Raw genomic sequence first — 13179 nt, 5'->3', positions numbered from 1 at the left:
GAGCGACCCGGCACCCCGGCACCCCTCAGATGTCGAGCACCCCGTCCACCGCGTCCGCTCGGTCGGCGATGTGCCCGCTGTCGATGTCCTCGTCCAGGTGCACGCCGACGTACGGCCGGTCCTGCACGTGCCCGGCATCGTCGAACACCCGGTAGCGCCGACGGAGTCGCAGGTACGGCACGGCGCTGTGCTCGAACGACACCACGACCTCGGTCGCGGGCCACTCCCCCTCGACGGTGATCTCGACGGCCCGGTAGGCGCTCGCCGACCGGTGGAGCGCGGGGTGTTCGCGGGTCCACCGGATGTCGGGTTGGTCGAGTGCCTCGAACACGCCCACGAGGTCCACGACCGCGCGCTCCCGTGCGGCAGCGTCCAGGTCGTGCAGCGGCCAGCGCGCGCCCTCGACGTCGGTCAGGTCGAACCGCTCCGTCCACGGTGCGAGGACCGCTTCCTGTCGGTCCTGCTCGTCCTCCCACGACGTCTCGTCCTCGTCGATCGCGGGGCGGGACGGCAGGTCCCCCGTGGTCACGGTGGCGGGTAGGCCGCCGGTCACGTCGAGGTCGACCTCGCGGGAGACGTAGACGACGTTCCGGAACACGGACGCGTCGGGCTCCAGTCGCGGACCGGTCGGTGCGTACCGGATGGTGAGGACCGAGCCGGTGCGGCGGACGTCCTCGACCAGGTGGTCGACGGCGATCGTCGTCCGGCTGCCGTCGGTCCGCACGAGCACGAGGTCGGTCGGCGGGGTCGGCAGGGGTGGCGCGGGAACGGCCGGTGCTCCCGACCGACGAGGGAAGTCGTCCTCGTCGTCGTCGGCGTCGGATCCGGCACTCCAGGAGTAGCGGGGGCCGTCATCGTCCTCGTCGGCGTCGTCCAGCAGCTCGGGGTCGTCGTCCTCCGGCTCCTCGCCGGCCGCCAGCGTCGCCGCCCACTCCTCCGGCGACGGCCAGAACGGCTCCGACGGCGCCCACGGCAGGGTCTCCGGGTCGACGCCGTCGAGCGGGTCGTCCGAGTCCCCGTCGTCGTCCTCCGGATCCTCGAGGCCCTCGTGCTCGGAGTCCTCGTCCTCTCCCATCCACATCGACGCGTCACGCGGGTCGCCGATCCACAGCCCCTCGACGTCCGCCCCGAGCACGCGTCGATCACCGAGGTCGACCGTGCACGTCACCCCGGTCGGCGTGACGTGCACGGCGGTCCGGGACATCTCGTCGAGGTCGTCGCCCACTTCCTCGAGCGATCCGTAGACGACCCAGGCGCCCCCGTCGGTCGCGAGGACCCCGACCTCGTCGACCGCACCGTCCGGCAACGGGGCGTCCGGCCACGTCACCCACCGCACGTCGTCGCCCGTGACGACCGCCGCGACCGGTCGCGTGGCGTCCGGCACGATCGTCGCGTCACCGACGCCGACGGCGTCGATGGGCTCGAGGAAGCTGCTCATGCAGCGACCGTACCGCGGCCCTGTGGCCGGCCCGTGAACAGCCGGGAGGCCCGTGGCGGGCCCGCACCGTGCCTCCCGTCCGCTCGTTGCCGGTCCACCTGCCGGACCCGCCGCAGCCGTCGGGCGCATGATGGGCGGATGGCACGCATCCTCGTCACCGGATCCACCGACGGCCTCGGGCGGGGGACCGCCGACTCGCTGCTCCGCAGCGGACACGACGTCGTCGTCCACGCGCGCAACCGGGCCCGCGCCGAGGCGGTCGCCGACCTGGTGGAGCGCGGCGCCGAACTCGTCGTCGCCGACCTGGTGGAGCGCGGCGCCGTGATCGCCACCGCCCGGGAACTCGACGCCGGCACCCCGCTCGACGCCGTCGTGCACAACGCCGGCGTGATCTCCGGCCGTTCCCTGGTGCCCGTCAACGTCGTGGCGCCCTACCTGTTCACCGCGTTGCTCCGCTCGCCGGGGCGGCACGTGTACCTGAGCAGCGGGATGCACCGGGGCGGCCGTCCGCGCCTGGACACCGTCGACTGGACCGGCGCTTCGGAGACGAACTCGTACTCCGACACGAAGCTGTTCGTGACGGCGCTCGCCGCCGAGGTGCCGCTCCGACGCCCCGGCGTGCTGAGCAACGCCGTCGACCCGGGCTGGGTGGCGACCAAGATGGGCGGGGCCGGCGCTCCGGACGACTTCGAGCTCGGACACCGCACGCAGGAGACGCTCGCGACCGACCGGGAACAAACCGTGACGGGTGGTTACTGGTTCCACGGAGAGCGGCAGGAGCCGCACCCGGCGGTCGCCGACCAGCGGTTCCGCACCGAACTGCTCGACGCGCTGGCGACGGCCACCGGCGTCACGCTCTGAGTCGCTGACGGACCGGCACGACCGGTCGGGTGCTCCTGCGAAGCCGTTCGTGGCGTCCGGACCAGGATGGGCTCGACGCGACGAACGGAGGACCCGGTGACCCTCGGCCTGCACAACGGATCGAGTGGGTGGCAGCGTGTGCGACGGCACGGCCTGCTCCTCGCGAACGTCGCCGTCTTCGTCGTGTGCTTCGTCGGCATGGTGTTCGCCGGGTGGCGGGTGTCCGCGGCGGACGCACTCCAGCACGGTGAGGCGGCCGTGTCGCTCTGGGGTTTCCTGACGAGCGGCGACTTCGCCGAGGCGACCTTCGAGAACTGGGAGAGCGAGTTCCTGCAGATGGGCGCGTACATCGTGTTCACGGTGTTCCTGTTCCAGAAGGGGTCGAGCGAGTCCGAGCCCCTGGACGAACCGAGCCCGCAGGACGAGGACCCCCGGGAGCACGCCGACGACCCGAAGGCCCCGTGGCCGGTGCGCCGGGGCGGGATCGTGCTCGTGCTGTACGAGAACTCCCTGCTGATCCTGTTCGCGGTGCTGTTCCTCGGCAGTGTCGTGGGGCACCTGATCGGTGGTGCGGCGGCCTACAACGAGGAGCAGCTCGAACACGGCGGCGATGTCGTCACGGCGTGGGGCTACCTGGGCACGAGCCAGTTCTGGTTCGAGTCGATGCAGAACTGGCAGTCGGAGTTCCTGGTCATCTCGGTGATGGTGATCGCCACCGTGTCCCTGCGGCAACGAGGGTCGAGCCAGTCGAAGCCCGTGGCCGCACCGACGGAACAGACCGGGGCCTGACCGGACCCTGCTGACGACGATCGCGGGGTTTCCCCACCGAGCACGGGGGGCAGCACCGGTGTGCGGACGGACCCCCGCGGCGAGGCTGGTGTCGGGCAATAAGCTCGTCACCGACACGAAGAGGTCCGCATGTACACCGCCGTCGCCACCCCGGGCGCACCCACCACCGTCCCCCGGTTCCGACCGTTCCGAGCCGTCGCCGACGGCAGCACCTGGCGGGCCTTCGCGTTCCACGCCGCGCACCTGCCGATCGCGATCGCCGCGCTGGCCTGGTTCGTCGTGGTGCTGGCCGTCGGCATCCCGGTGTCGCTGACCTGGGTCGGCCTGGTCGTCGCCGCGTTCCTGCTCGGTGGGTCGCACTGGTTCGCCGCGGTCACCCGCCGGATGTCCGCCGCGCTGCTCGGGCAGGTCGTCGTCGCCCCGGCACCGCCCCGTGCAGGTTCGACGCCGCTCGGCACCGCGTTCGCCCGGCTGTCGGACGGCCCCACCTGGCGGGCGTTCGCGTACCTGCTCGCGGGGTTCGTGCTGACCACCACCACGTTCGCCGTCTCGACCGCTGTGCTCGTGAGCGGTCTGGGCGCGATGACCCACGCGGCGTGGGGGCACTTCCTGCCGGCGCAGCGCGGCGCGGACGGCGAGCTCCACAGCGGTGCGCAGTTCCTCGGCGTGTACGTCGACACCCCGCCGCTGCAGGTCGCGTTCGCCGTGCTCGGCCTGCTCATCGTGCTGTTCCTCTGGCCCGCGGTGAACCACGGGCTCGCGGCACTGCAGCGTGTGGTCATCCGCGCCCTGCTCGGTGCCACCGCCCGCGACCTGCGGCTCCGCCAGGTCACGGCCTCGCGCGACGCCGCCGTGCTCGACGCCGACACCACCCTGCGCCGCATCGAGCGGGAGCTGCACGACGGCACCCAGGCCCGGCTCGTCGGCCTGGCGATGACCCTCGGCGACGCCCGTGACCGCCTGCAGACCGGCGCCGACCCGGACGCGGTCACCGCGCTGGTCGACCGGGCGCACGCGTCGACGAAAGAGGCGCTGGTCGAGCTCCGCGCCCTGGCCCGCGGCATCCACCCGCCCGTCCTCGACGAGGGGCTCGAGGCGGCGCTGACCTCGGCGTGCTCCCGGACGCCGTTCCCCGTCGCGCTGTCGGTGGACCTGCCCGTCCGGCCGTCCCGCGTCGTCGAGGGGATCGCGTACTTCGGGGTGCTCGAGCTGCTGACGAATGTGTCGAAGCACGCCGGAGCCTCGGCCACCGCCGTCCGGGTCGGCATGCTCGGCACCGACCTGCTCGTCGAGGTCGAGGACGACGGCCACGGCGGGGCACACGTCGCGCTCGGCACCCCCGACGGTCACGGCACCGGCCTGGCCGGGGTGCTCGAACGGCTGCGCGCCGTGGACGGGGACCTGCAGGTGGACAGCCCCGCCGGCGGCCCGACCCGCATCCGGATGCGCATGCCGAGCGGAGCCGAACGGTGAGGATCGTCGTCGCCGACGACAACACGATCGTGCGCGAGGGGCTGACGTCCCTGCTGCGCGGTCGCGGGCACGAGGTCGTGCCGGTGTCGGACGGCGACGCCGCGGTGGCCGCCGTCGCGCACGGCGCGGTCGACGTCGTGGTGATGGACATCCGGATGCCGCCGACCCACACCGACGAGGGGGTCCGCGCGGCCATGCGGGTGAAGGACGTCCGGCCCGACGTCGGGGTGCTCCTGTTCTCGCAGTACGCCGAGGCGCAGTGGGCGCGGGCGCTGCTCGACGTCGCCACCGTCGGCGTCGGGTACCTGCTGAAGGACCAGGTCGCCGAGGTCGGCACCTTCATCGACTCACTGCACCAGGTCGCCGCGGGCAACGTCGTGCTCGACCCCGAGGTGGCTGCCGCACTGGTCCAGGCGCCGCGTGCCACGAGCGGTCCGCTCGACTCGCTGACCGCCCGCGAGACCGACGTGCTGCGCCTGATGGCCGAGGGCCGGTCCAACGCCGCGATCGCGGACACGCTGTTCCTGTCCGGCGGGACCGTCGAGAAGCACGTCACCGCGGTCTTCACCAAGCTCGGGCTCGAGGCGACGCCGAACGAGAACCGGCGGGTCCTCGCGGTCCTGCGGTTCCTGGCGGACTGAGCGGGGCCCTGGACGGGCCGACGGACCGGACGGGAGGCCCGTGGCGGGCCCGCCACGGGCCTCCCGTCCGGTCCGCACCACGCTGGTGCGGTAGGTTCCTGCCGAACGCAGTCCGCACGTGAGAGGGGGCGCCCGATGGCGCAGGGGCACCGCTCTCCGCCCACGATGAGCGACGTCGCCGCCGTGGCAGGTGTCTCGAAGAAGACCGTCTCGAACGTGCTGTCCGGCTACGAACACGTCTCCGTCCGCACCCGCGACCGTGTGATGGCCGCCGTCGACGAGCTCGGCTACGAGCTCAACGTCTCGGCCCGGAACTTCCGCGCCGGACGCTCCAAGGTGCTCGGGCTCGCGGTGCCGGAACTGCGGCAGGCGTACTTCGCCGAACTCGCCGACGCCGTCATCCGCGCTGCCGGAGCCGTGGGCTACACGGTGCTCATCGAGCAGACCGCGAGCGGCGTGCGCGAGGCGGACGCGATCACCCGGATGCGCGAGCACTCCATCGACGGCATCATCTACAGCCCCTTGACCGTCCGGCCGAGCGACGCCGCCGCGCTCGAGGTGAAGTTCCCCCTGGTCGTGCTCGGTGAGCCGATCCCGGACGCCCCCGTGCCGTTCATCGCCATGTCGAACGCGGACGCGCTGCGGGACGCGACCGCCCACCTGCTCGACGCCGGTCGGCGGTCGATCGCGTTCATCGGGTCCGACCCGTCGGGCCCCGTGCGCACGGCTCAGGAGCGACTGCGGGGCTACCGCGAGGCGCTCGACGACCACGGCGTGCCGTTCGCACCCGAGCGGGTGGTGCCGACCGCGCTGTGGCACCGGGCCGAGGGTGCGGCGGCCGCGCGCCAGCTCCTCGACGCCGGCGTGCCGGTCGACGGGATCGTCTGCTGCAACGACGCGCTGGCGCTCGGGGCGATGAGCGCCCTGCAGCTCGCGGGCCGGACCGTGCCGGACGACGTCGCGGTCGTCGGGTTCGACGACATCGAGGAGTCGGCGTACTCGACCCCGGCGCTGACCACGGTGTCGGCCGACCTGGACCGCGTCGCGGCGACGGCCGTCGGAGTGCTCGTCGCCCAGCTCGAGGAAGGTGCCCCGGCGACACCCGGGGTGCTGCGCTCGCGCCACACGCTGGTGGTGCGGGCGTCGTCAGCGACCCGCTAGGGACGGGAGGCCCGTGGCGGACCCGCCACGGGCCTCCAGACCGTCCCGGTGTCGCGTCTCAGGCCGCGACCGGCTCCGCAGGCCGGTCACGGAGCGCCGGGCAGTGCTCGGCGGTGGGGTGCTCGGTGATCGCGATGACCTGGTCGAGCCGCCCCCGGACCGCCTCGAGCTCGGCCAGCTGCGCGGTGATCCGGTCCCGCTCCGCGATGAGCAGCGCGAACGACTCCGGCGTCGACTCCCCGCGGTCGACGCAGGGCAGCAGCTGCACGATCGTGCGGCTCGCGAGCCCGGCGGCGAACAGCTGCTGCACGAGCTGGACCCGCTCGACCGCTGCGTCCGTGTAGATCCGCTGCCCGCTCGCGGTGCGCGACGCGGTGAGCAGTCCCTGCTCCTCGTAGTACCGCAGCGAGCGGACGCTGACGCCGGTCTCGGCCGCGAGGTCACCGATGCGCATGTGTGCTCCGATCCGGGCTTGCCCCTGACATGGATGTGAGGTCTTAGCGTAGCCGAGCCGCTGCGGGAGACACCCGCGCGGCAGGAGGAGACACCATGGACATCGCTGGATCGGTCGCACTCGTCACCGGCTCGAACCGCGGCATCGGACGCCGCTTCGCCCTGGAGCTGCTGGAGCGCGGGGCGTCGAAGGTCTACGCGACCGCACGCCGCCCCGAACTCGTCGACGTCGAGGGCGTCGTCGCGCTGCCCCTCGACATCACCGACCAGGCCTCGGTCGACGCGGTGGCCGCAGCCGCCGGCGACGTGACGCTGCTCGTGAACAACGCCGGCATCTCGACGCAGGGCTCCCTGGTGACCGACGACCTGACCATCGTCCGGAAGGCCATGGACACGCACTTCTGGGGCAGCCTGTCGATGATCCGTGCCTTCGCGCCGGTGATCGAGCGGAACGGCGGCGGCGCGATCGTCAACGTGCTGTCGGCACTGTCCTGGTTCGCGGCGCCCGGCGCCGGTGGCTACGCCGCGGCGAAGGCGGCCGAGTGGAACATGACGAACGCCGTCCGCCTGGAGCTCGCCGATCGGGGCATCAGCGTGCAGGGACTCCACCTCGGTGCGGCCGACACCGACATGATGGGCGACTACGACGGCCCGAAGACGGACCCGACGGACGTGGCCCGTGCGGCACTCGACGGTGTGGAGCGTGGCGTGGCCGAGGTGCTCGTCGACGACTGGAGCCGGATGGTGAAGGCGTCGCTCGCCGAGGCACCGGAGCGCTTCTACGCGCAGATGGCCTGAGCGCCGCGGCGACGCGACGGACAGCTCGGGGTCGCGGCGGGAGGACCGTCGCGACCCCGTCCGTCAGTGGTCTGCCGGTCCTGGTCAGACCGCGTCGGCGCGCAGGAACTCCGCCACCGGGGTCGACCCCGTGTTGAACCGGAAGGTGTTGCCGGCCGTGCCGGGGTTCTCGACCACGTCGGCGACCACGTGCGCCACGTCACCGCGCGGCACCTGGGTCGACGAGCCGTCCCAGTCGACGGAGCCGGTCGGCTCGTCGTCGGTCAGGGTGCTCGGGGCGACGATCGTCCACTGCAGCCCCGAGTCGCGGAGCACCGCGTCGGCGATCATCTTCGACTGCGCGTACGCGAAGAAGTCCTGGTCCTGCGGGATCCCGTGGTCGAGCTGCGAGCCGGACCACGACACCATCACGTAGCGGTCGACGCCGGCCTGCTTCGCCCCCTGGATCGACAGCACCGCAGCGTCGCGGTCGATGGCCCAGGTCCGGTCGACGGAACCGCCACCGGCACCGGCCGACCACACCACGGCGTCGTACCCGCGGATCAGTTCGGCGAAGTCGTTCAGGGACTGCTGCTGGATGTCCGCGACGTGCGGTTCGCCGCCGTGCGCCCGGATCTCGTCGGACTGGTCGGCGTTCCGGATGACGGAGGTGACCGTGTGTCCGCGCTCGGACAGGATGCGGGTGGCGAGGAGTGCGACCTTGCCGTGGCCGCCGAGGACGATGACGTTGCTCATGCGCCGGACGCTACTCGGGGAGGCTCCGTACCCGGGGAACGCCGGACGTCCGCCCGGCGATCGCTCGCGATGCTCGGAACACCCGAGGTCACCGTGCGTACCGTCGGGGGCAACACGACAGGAGTCACGATGAGCAAGCAGCACGAGCAGCACACCCTGGTCCGCACCCTGGTCCTCGGCATCATGAGCGGTGGCCGGAGCGCCACCCCGCTCGCCGTCCTCGCACTGAACCACGACCGGTCCTCGCTGAAGGGTTCGTGGCAGCAGTGGAAGGTCTTCAGCACCCCGGTCGGCCGTGGGCTGCTCGTCGCCTCCGCCGTCGGTGAGCTCATCGGCGACAAGCTGCCGAAGACCCCGAACCGCATCGCCCCCTCGGCGCTGCTCGGACGTGTCGCGTCCGGTGCCCTCGCCGGCGCCGCACTCGGCACCACGGGCAAGCGTGACCTGCGGATCGAGGGCGCGATCCTCGGTGGCGTCGGTGCCCTCGTCGGCAGCTTCGTCGGCTGGGGTGTGCGCAAGGCCCTCGGGGGCGCGGGCCTGCCCGACCCCGTCGTCGCGCTCGCCGAGGACGCCGCGACCATCGCCGGCTCCGTGAAGGTCATCACCGCCGACTGAGCGTGCAGCTCGGCACGCTTCGCTTGCGCGCTGCGGGCGCGCTGCGGGCTCGCTTCGTGAGCAGGAACGGTCGGGTCGCACCGCCGCACCCGACCGTTCCTGCTCACGATCCGCACGCCTCGGCCTACGGTGGCCCTCATGCACATCGTCGTCATCGGAGCCACCGGCCACATCGGCTCGTTCCTCGTCCCCCGTCTCGTCCGCTCGGGGCACCGCGTCGTCGCCGTCACGCGCGGCACGAGCACCCCGTACGCCGACGCCCCGGAGTGGCAGCAGGTCGAGCGGATCAGCGCCGACCGCGAGCAGGAGGACCGCGACGGCACCTTCGGCAGCCGCATCGCTGCGCTCGGTGCCGACGCCGTCGTCGACCTCGTCTGCTTCACCGAGTCCTCGGCCGCAGCGCTGGTCAACGCCCTCCGCGGCACCGGCACGCACCTGGTGCACTGCGGTTCGATCTGGCGCGCCGGTGTCTCGCACGTGCTGCCGATCACCGAGCAGAACGCCACCCCGCCGTTCGGCGACTACGGCGTCCAGAAGGATGCCATCGCCCGGATGCTCAAGGAAGAAACCGCATCAGGCGGTTTGGTCACGACGTCGCTGCACCCCGGTCACATCAGCGGTCCGGGCTGGACGCCGATCGGTCCGCTCGGCAACCTCGACACCTCGGTGCTGACGAAGCTGTCCGCCGGCGAACCGCTCGAGGTGCCCGGTCTCGGCGCCGAGACGATGGCCCACGTGCACGCCGACGACGTCGCGCAGGCGTTCCAGCTCGCCGTCGAGCACCGCGATGCGGCGGCGGGCGAGGACTTCTTCGTCACGGCTCCGACGGCGCTCACCGCGCGCGGGTACGCCCACCTGGCAGCGTCGTGGTTCGGCCAGGAGGCCCGGCTCGACTCCGTCACCTGGGACCGGTTCCGCGAGACCACGGCTCCGGAACACGCTGACGCCAGCTGGGAGCACCTGTCCCGCAGCCAGGTCTTCAGCACCGAGAAGGTGAGTCGTCTGCTCGGCTACGCTCCGGCGTTCACCGCCGAGGAGACCGTGCTGGACGCCGTGCGCTGGCTCGTCGACCACGGCGAGCTCGAGGTCACGAACCCCCTGGTCCGTTGAGCTCCACGGTCAGGCCCGCTCCGGCTCGACCACGAGCCCACGGTTCCGGTGCACGACCCAGACCGTCGCGGCGAACCCCGCGAGCACCGCGGCGCCGATCGTGACCGCCGTCCAGCCCCCGGCGTTCCACAGCACCGACGCCAGGGCCGAACCGATCGCGCCGCCGATGAAGTTCGAGGTGACGAACGCCGTGTTGAGCCGGCTCCGCGCGGCCGGGTCGACCGAGAAGAGCCGGGTCTGGTTGAGCACGTTCGCGGCCTGCACGGCGACGTCGAGCAGCAGCACGGCGAGCAGCACCACGACGATCGAGTGCGCACCGATCCCGGCGACGACCAGGGAGACGAGCAGGAGCACGATCGCTCCCCCGGTGACGGGTACCGACAGCCCGCGGTCGTGCAGTCGCCCGACCCGCTGCGCCGCCACGGCACCCGCGAGCCCCACCAGGCCGACCAACCCGATGCTGCTGGTGGAGAAGTCGTAGGGGTCGCTGCTCAGCAGGAACGTCAGGGCGGTCCAGAACATCGTGAACACGGCGAACACCGACGAGCTGATCACCAGCGTGACCTGGACGGTCCGGTGGGTCCGGACGGCACGGAACACCGACAGGATGAGCTGCGGGTACGCCACTTTGCCGCGGGCGTCGAGCTCGGGGATGGCCCGACGCAGCAGCACGGCGAGGACGACCGCGACGACGGCGGCGAGCACGTAGATCGCGCGCCAGCCGAACGCGTCCGCGACCAGGCCGCTGATCGTCCGCGACACGAGGATGCCGGTGAGCACCCCGGACGCGATCGTGCCGACGACGCGTCCGCGTTGCGCGGGGTCGGCGAGGTCCCCGGCCAGCGGGATGAGGAGCTGCCCCGCGACCGTCGTCAGCCCGACCAGCGCCAGGGCGACCAGAAGCGTCGTGAAGGTCGGTGCGATCGCGGCGAGCAGCAGCGCGACGGCGGAGGCGACGAGCACCCAGGGGATGAGGCGTCGGCGGTCGAGGACGTCCCCGAGCGGCACCACGAGCAGGATGCCGAGGGCGTAGCCGACCTGGGTCAGCGTGACGAGCAGCCCGGCGAGCGACGCCGAGGTGCCGAGCGACGATGCGATGTCGTCGAGCAGCGGCTGCGACCAGTACAGGTTGCCGACCGCTGCTCCCCCGGCGACGGCGAAGAGCAGGGTCCGGCCCCTCGACATCGAGTGGTCCGTGCTCATGCTGCGGGTGCTCCCTCGTTCACGGCGGCCAGGGCGTTCAACGTGCGCGGGTAGCCGATGAGCGGGACGAGCACGGTCAGGACGTCCAGCATCTGCTGGCGGGTGTTCCCGACGTTCAGGTTGCCGGCCACGTGCCCCTGCACCTGCGCGTCGGCCCCGCCGAGCGCCGCGAGCAGCGCGAAGGTCAGGAGTTCACGGGTGGGCAGCGACAGCCCGTCCCGGCCGACGGTGTCCCCGAAGCAGTTGCCGGACAGGAACCGCTGGAAGTGCACGGCGTCCGCGGGGGCGTTCTCGTACATCGCGTCGACGCGGTCCGCACCGACGACGGAACCCTGCACCGCTCGGCCGCGCTCGAGCCGGTCCGCCGGGGTCGTCGTCGACTGCCCGGGCAACGGCAGAGCGACCCCGCGGGCGACGAGCATGGCGTTGGTGATCGACAGGAAGTCACCGACGCGTGCGGAGCCGACGTAGGCCACCGCCTGGTACACGATCTCCTTCGCTTCGGTGGGCGAGAGCGGGCCGTCGAGCGCCGCCTCCAGCAGGTCGCGGAACGCCGTCGGTGCCCCGGCCGCGATCGTCGCACCGAGCTGGACGACCACACGGTCGTGCTCGCTGAGTGAGGCGTTCCGCAGGGTCTCGTCCACGAAGTCGGCGTGGTACCGGGCGAACTCGGGGTCGGTGTCGGCGAAGGTCATGTCCTCGACGCTAGGGCCGACCGCGGGGCCGTGACAGGTGCTGTCCTCCCCCCTCAGCCGTCACCGCCGACGGAACAGCTCCCCCAGGTGCCACGGCCCGGGCGCGAGCCGCACGGCTGCCTCGGCTCGAACCCGTTCCTCGAGCTCGCGGTCACGGGTGAGCTCGTGGATCTCCTGCTCGGCGCGCAGCCGGAACCGCAGTCGGCTGACGAACCCGGTCGACGGAGCCGTGACGACGGTCTCGACGGTCTCGACGGACTCGGTCTCGTTCACGCGTCCTCCGCTGCCGCAGTGGAAGTGGAAGTGGGAGTGGCAGCGGCGGCCGGCGCAGCCGCGGCACTCGTCGCACCGATCGCACCGGTCGCGCTCGTCGCCGCGAGGTTCGCCAGCAGCTGCAGCCGTTCCTCGGACGCCGACCCGGGCTCCGTGCCGTACACGACCATGGTCAGCCCCGAGTCCGTGACGAGCTCCATCGTCTCGTAGCTCATGTCGAGATCGCCCACGTCCGGGTGGTGCACGCGCTTGACACCACTCCGGTGCCGCATCACGTCGTGTGCGGCCCAGCGCCGCCGGAACTCGTCACTGCGGGTGGAGAGTTCCCCGATCAGGTCGGTCAGTCCCTTGTCGTACGGCGAGCGGGCCGCCTCGGCGCGCAGCGCGGCGACCACGTCGCCGGCGACCGCGTCCCAGTCACGCCAGAACTGCTGGCCGCGCGGGTCGAGGAACGCGAAGCGCGCGGTGTTCGGGGTGCCGGAGGGCGAGAGGAACAGCGGCGAGTACACCGCTCGGGCGAGCGCGTTGCCGGCGAGGAAGTCGAACCGGCCGTTGCGGACCCAGGCGGGAGCGCTGATCGTGTCGAGCACCCGCTGCACGTTCGGCCGGACCTTCGACGTCGGGATCGTCCGGCGCGAGGCACCCGAAGCGTTTTGCAGACGAGCCAGGTCGAACAGGTGCGCGTGCTCGGCATCGTCGAGACGCAGCGCACGGGACAGCGACTCGAGGACGCTCTCGGAGACCCCGGTCAGGTTCCCGCGCTCGAGCCGGACGTAGTAGTCGACGCTCATCCCCGCGACCAGTGCGAGCTCTTCGCGCCGCAGTCCCTTGACGCGGCGAACCCCACCGAAGTCGGGCAGACCGGCCTGCTGCGGTGTGACCCGCTCGCGACGTGTGCGGAGGAAGTCACGCACTTCGCTTCTGGTGTCCATGC

At 72.3% G+C, this 13179-nt stretch carries 15 protein-coding genes; 8 read left to right on the top strand and 7 right to left on the bottom strand.

Annotated features, from left to right (window positions below; genetic code table 11):
• Nucleotides 1-25: 25 nt before the first annotated feature.
• Nucleotides 26-1438, bottom strand: a complete 1413-nt coding sequence (locus BIU89_RS16780) for a hypothetical protein (RefSeq protein ID WP_071248581.1) — start codon at nt 1436-1438, stop codon at nt 26-28.
• Nucleotides 1439-1576: 138 nt separating this feature from the next.
• Between BIU89_RS16780 and BIU89_RS16775 the strand changes: the two genes are divergently transcribed.
• The 5 genes from BIU89_RS16775 (at nt 1577) to BIU89_RS16755 (ending at nt 6363) form a co-directional block, all read left to right on the top strand.
• On the top strand, nt 1577-2299 hold the full coding sequence (locus BIU89_RS16775; protein ID WP_071248578.1) for an SDR family NAD(P)-dependent oxidoreductase: 723 nt from the start codon (nt 1577-1579) through the stop codon (nt 2297-2299).
• 96 nt (nt 2300-2395) lie between these two features.
• Entirely contained in the window at nt 2396-3088 is a 693-nt protein-coding gene (locus BIU89_RS16770) for a DUF6766 family protein (protein ID WP_254791689.1), read from the top strand.
• Between the two features lie 129 nt (nt 3089-3217).
• Nucleotides 3218-4561 (top strand): sensor histidine kinase, encoded by a 1344-nt coding sequence (locus BIU89_RS16765; protein ID WP_071248575.1) that lies wholly within the window; start codon nt 3218-3220, stop codon nt 4559-4561.
• Nucleotides 4558-5202, top strand: a complete 645-nt coding sequence (locus BIU89_RS16760; protein ID WP_071248572.1) for a response regulator transcription factor — start codon at nt 4558-4560, stop codon at nt 5200-5202. The genes BIU89_RS16765 and BIU89_RS16760 overlap by 4 nt, the downstream gene beginning before the upstream one ends.
• A gap of 165 nt (nt 5203-5367) precedes the next feature.
• On the top strand, nt 5368-6363 hold the full coding sequence (locus BIU89_RS16755; RefSeq protein WP_083404458.1) for a LacI family DNA-binding transcriptional regulator: 996 nt from the start codon (nt 5368-5370) through the stop codon (nt 6361-6363).
• 58 nt (nt 6364-6421) lie between these two features.
• Here BIU89_RS16755 and BIU89_RS16750 read toward each other — a convergent pair whose 3' ends face one another.
• A complete protein-coding gene (locus tag BIU89_RS16750) occupies nt 6422-6817 on the bottom strand; it encodes a MerR family transcriptional regulator (protein WP_027466874.1) in 396 nt (131 codons plus the stop codon).
• Nucleotides 6818-6912: 95 nt separating this feature from the next.
• On the opposite strand from BIU89_RS16750, the gene BIU89_RS16745 reads away from it, so the two are divergent.
• Nucleotides 6913-7614: an SDR family oxidoreductase gene (locus tag BIU89_RS16745; protein WP_071248566.1), complete on the top strand. Its 702-nt coding sequence runs from the start codon at nt 6913-6915 to the stop codon at nt 7612-7614.
• Nucleotides 7615-7698: 84 nt separating this feature from the next.
• Here the strand turns inward: BIU89_RS16745 and BIU89_RS16740 are convergent, their stop codons facing one another.
• Nucleotides 7699-8349, bottom strand: coding sequence for an NAD(P)H-binding protein (locus BIU89_RS16740; protein ID WP_071248563.1), 651 nt, complete (start codon nt 8347-8349; stop codon nt 7699-7701).
• Nucleotides 8350-8478: 129 nt separating this feature from the next.
• Between BIU89_RS16740 and BIU89_RS16735 the strand changes: the two genes are divergently transcribed.
• The gene (locus BIU89_RS16735; protein WP_051597019.1) at nt 8479-8964 is read left to right on the top strand and encodes a DUF4126 family protein; all 486 of its coding nucleotides are present in this window, start codon (nt 8479-8481) and stop codon (nt 8962-8964) included.
• A gap of 138 nt (nt 8965-9102) precedes the next feature.
• Nucleotides 9103-10074, top strand: a complete 972-nt coding sequence (locus BIU89_RS16730; RefSeq protein WP_071248897.1) for an NAD-dependent epimerase/dehydratase family protein — start codon at nt 9103-9105, stop codon at nt 10072-10074.
• Between the two features lie 9 nt (nt 10075-10083).
• Here the strand turns inward: BIU89_RS16730 and BIU89_RS16725 are convergent, their stop codons facing one another.
• From BIU89_RS16725 to BIU89_RS16710, 4 genes are read right to left on the bottom strand one after another with little or no spacing between them, the layout of a single operon-like run.
• A complete protein-coding gene (locus tag BIU89_RS16725; RefSeq protein WP_071248560.1) occupies nt 10084-11277 on the bottom strand; it encodes an MFS transporter in 1194 nt (397 codons plus the stop codon).
• Nucleotides 11274-11972: a carboxymuconolactone decarboxylase family protein gene (locus BIU89_RS16720; RefSeq protein WP_071248557.1), complete on the bottom strand. Its 699-nt coding sequence runs from the start codon at nt 11970-11972 to the stop codon at nt 11274-11276. The genes BIU89_RS16725 and BIU89_RS16720 overlap by 4 nt, the downstream gene beginning before the upstream one ends.
• Nucleotides 11973-12032: 60 nt before the next feature.
• Nucleotides 12033-12245, bottom strand: a complete 213-nt coding sequence (locus BIU89_RS16715) for a hypothetical protein (protein ID WP_071248554.1) — start codon at nt 12243-12245, stop codon at nt 12033-12035.
• Entirely contained in the window at nt 12242-13177 is a 936-nt protein-coding gene (locus BIU89_RS16710) for a helix-turn-helix transcriptional regulator (protein WP_083404457.1), read from the bottom strand. The genes BIU89_RS16715 and BIU89_RS16710 overlap by 4 nt, the downstream gene beginning before the upstream one ends.
• Nucleotides 13178-13179 lie beyond the last annotated feature (2 nt).

This window comes from Curtobacterium sp. MCBA15_005, from assembly GCF_001864855.1.
GTDB lineage: Bacteria > Actinomycetota > Actinomycetes > Actinomycetales > Microbacteriaceae > Curtobacterium > Curtobacterium flaccumfaciens.
Note: the sequence above shows the minus strand (reverse complement) of the source record. Positions and strands in the feature narration are given on the sequence as shown.

What these genes read in the sequence shown, in the direction of transcription:
- BIU89_RS16745 (WP_071248566.1), top strand. Translation starts at nt 6,913, where the DNA reads ATGGACATCGCTGGATCGGTCGCACTCGTCACCGGCTCGAACCGCGGC.
- BIU89_RS16730 (WP_071248897.1), top strand. Translation starts at nt 9,103, where the DNA reads ATGCACATCGTCGTCATCGGAGCCACCGGCCACATCGGCTCGTTCCTC.
- BIU89_RS16720 (WP_071248557.1), bottom strand. Translation starts at nt 11,972, where the DNA reads ATGACCTTCGCCGACACCGACCCCGAGTTCGCCCGGTACCACGCCGAC.
- BIU89_RS16735 (WP_051597019.1), top strand. Translation starts at nt 8,479, where the DNA reads ATGAGCAAGCAGCACGAGCAGCACACCCTGGTCCGCACCCTGGTCCTC.
- BIU89_RS16765 (WP_071248575.1), top strand. Translation starts at nt 3,218, where the DNA reads ATGTACACCGCCGTCGCCACCCCGGGCGCACCCACCACCGTCCCCCGG.
- BIU89_RS16780 (WP_071248581.1), bottom strand. Translation starts at nt 1,438, where the DNA reads ATGAGCAGCTTCCTCGAGCCCATCGACGCCGTCGGCGTCGGTGACGCG.
- BIU89_RS16775 (WP_071248578.1), top strand. Translation starts at nt 1,577, where the DNA reads ATGGCACGCATCCTCGTCACCGGATCCACCGACGGCCTCGGGCGGGGG.
- BIU89_RS16725 (WP_071248560.1), bottom strand. Translation starts at nt 11,277, where the DNA reads ATGAGCACGGACCACTCGATGTCGAGGGGCCGGACCCTGCTCTTCGCC.
- BIU89_RS16750 (WP_027466874.1), bottom strand. Translation starts at nt 6,817, where the DNA reads ATGCGCATCGGTGACCTCGCGGCCGAGACCGGCGTCAGCGTCCGCTCG.
- BIU89_RS16755 (WP_083404458.1), top strand. Translation starts at nt 5,368, where the DNA reads ATGAGCGACGTCGCCGCCGTGGCAGGTGTCTCGAAGAAGACCGTCTCG.
- BIU89_RS16710 (WP_083404457.1), bottom strand. Translation starts at nt 13,177, where the DNA reads ATGGACACCAGAAGCGAAGTGCGTGACTTCCTCCGCACACGTCGCGAG.
- BIU89_RS16740 (WP_071248563.1), bottom strand. Translation starts at nt 8,349, where the DNA reads ATGAGCAACGTCATCGTCCTCGGCGGCCACGGCAAGGTCGCACTCCTC.